Genomic DNA, 1,784 nt, shown 5'->3' on the forward strand with positions numbered 1-1,784 from the left:
ATCGCGCCGTCCAAGGCACTGGCGATCGTCGAGTTACGTCGCCGGCGCCTGACGCAGTCACGCATCGCGGCGAGCCTCTGTGTCTCGGAGAGCACCGTGAGCCGGGTGCTGTCGCGTGCCGGGCTGTCCAAGCTCGCGGATCTGCAACCGGCCGAGCCGATAAGGCGCTACGAGCACGCTGCGCCAGGGGACCTGCTGCACATCGATACCAAGAAGCTCGGGCGTATCGAACGCGCCAGCCACCGCGTTACCGGTAACAGGCGCGATTCCGTGGACGGAGCGGGCTGGGAGTTCCTGTTCGTGGCGATCGACGATCATGCCCGCATCGCCTTTACCCAGATGCAGCTCGACGAGCGCGGCCCCAGTGCCGTCGCCTTCCTGCGGGCGGCAGTGGCCTACTACGCCTCGCTGGGCGTGACAGTCAGGCGCCTGCTGACCGACAACGGCGGCGCGTTCCGCTCGAAGATCTTTCGGGCCGCCTGCCTGGAGTTGGGCATTCGCCAGAAGTTCACCCGCCCTTACCGCCCCCAGACCAACGGCAAGGCTGAACGCTTCATCCAGAGCGCGCTGCGTGAGTGGGCCTACGGCATCGCCTACAACCACTCGACGGAGCGTACCCAGATGCTTGCGAAGTGGCAGCACCACTACAACTGGCACCGCCCGCATCAGGGCATCGGCGGCGTGCCGCCGATCTCCAGACTCAACGCCGCGTCAGACAACAACGTCTTGACGCTTCACAGGAGAGAAGCTATCGAGACAGTCTTGCTGTCTGGGCCGCCTGCGTTTTGGGGCAGGCGGAGCGATCGTGGGTGACGATCGGCTTGATTTGCGTGCGGGTACACGCAAGAGAGTTGTGAGTTGCACCGGACAACGTTGCGGATCAAGCGCTGCTTGAATTGCAAAGTTATAGGGTCAAGCCTCACGGGCAATTAGTACTGGTTAGCTTAACGCATTACTGCGCTTCCACACCCAGCCTATCAACGTCCTGGTCTAGAACGACCCTTCAGGGGGATCGAGTCCCCAGCGGCAGCGGCTGCCGCCGCTGCCGGTGTCAGCGAGCCCACTGCGCGCAAATGGCTGGGGCGCTACCTGGCCGGAGGCGAGGCGGCATTGGTCGATGCGAGTTCGGCGCCCAAGCGCAGCCCAAGATCAATCGCGCCGTCCAAGGCACTGGCGATCGTCGAGTTACGTCGCCGGCGCCTGACGCAGTCACGCATCGCGGCGAGCCTCTGTGTCTCGGAGAGCACCGTGAGCCGGGTGCTGTCGCGTGCCGGGCTGTCGATCACCCAATCAACCGCGTTGACGAGTTGCTGCCGTGGCGGATCTCGATCGCGGCGCTGGCTGCCGAGCCGATCGCTGCCTGATCAACACCGGCCGGTCAAGACGGCCTTGGGCGGACGCTTACGATGGTTCGCCAGATGACAGAGCAGCGTCTGACACCGGCAGCGGCTGCCGCCGCTGCCGGTGTCAGCGAGCCCACTGCGCGCAAATGGCTGGGGCGCTACCTGGCCGGAGGCGAGGCGGCATTGGTCTGCGGGCTACGCCCGCCGCCAGATCCTTCTCGTGATGTTCCAACTTGGTGTCCACCTGCATGTAGGTGGACGCCATCCTCGGAGTTCAACCAAACGATCTCAAGATGGGGCTGACCGGACGGTTACGAACCATCTCGAGTCGACGGGCGAAAGTGAGTCGGGCATTCTTGTGCGTGTTCATTCGGCTGGCGTCCCTGGGATCTGGGTGTTTGGCGACTTCCAGTCTCTCAAACCCAGTCCGAATGGACACAA

General features: G+C 64.1%; 3 pseudogenes. All 3 read left to right on the plus strand.

Features of this window, described 5'->3' with window-relative positions:
* Nucleotides 1-738 (plus strand): annotated as a pseudogene (locus FHP08_RS18340) (IS481 family transposase); the annotation flags it as partial.
* A gap of 279 nt (nt 739-1,017) precedes the next feature.
* Nucleotides 1,018-1,281, plus strand: a pseudogene (locus FHP08_RS18345) (helix-turn-helix domain-containing protein); the annotation flags it as partial.
* Nucleotides 1,282-1,400: 119 nt separating this feature from the next.
* A pseudogene (locus tag FHP08_RS18695) lies at nt 1,401-1,646 on the plus strand (helix-turn-helix domain-containing protein); the annotation flags it as partial.
* Between the last annotated feature and the right edge of the window lie 138 nt (nt 1,647-1,784).

Source organism: Zeimonas arvi, from assembly GCF_008039575.1.
Classification (GTDB): Bacteria; Pseudomonadota; Gammaproteobacteria; order Burkholderiales; family Burkholderiaceae_E; genus Zeimonas; species Zeimonas arvi.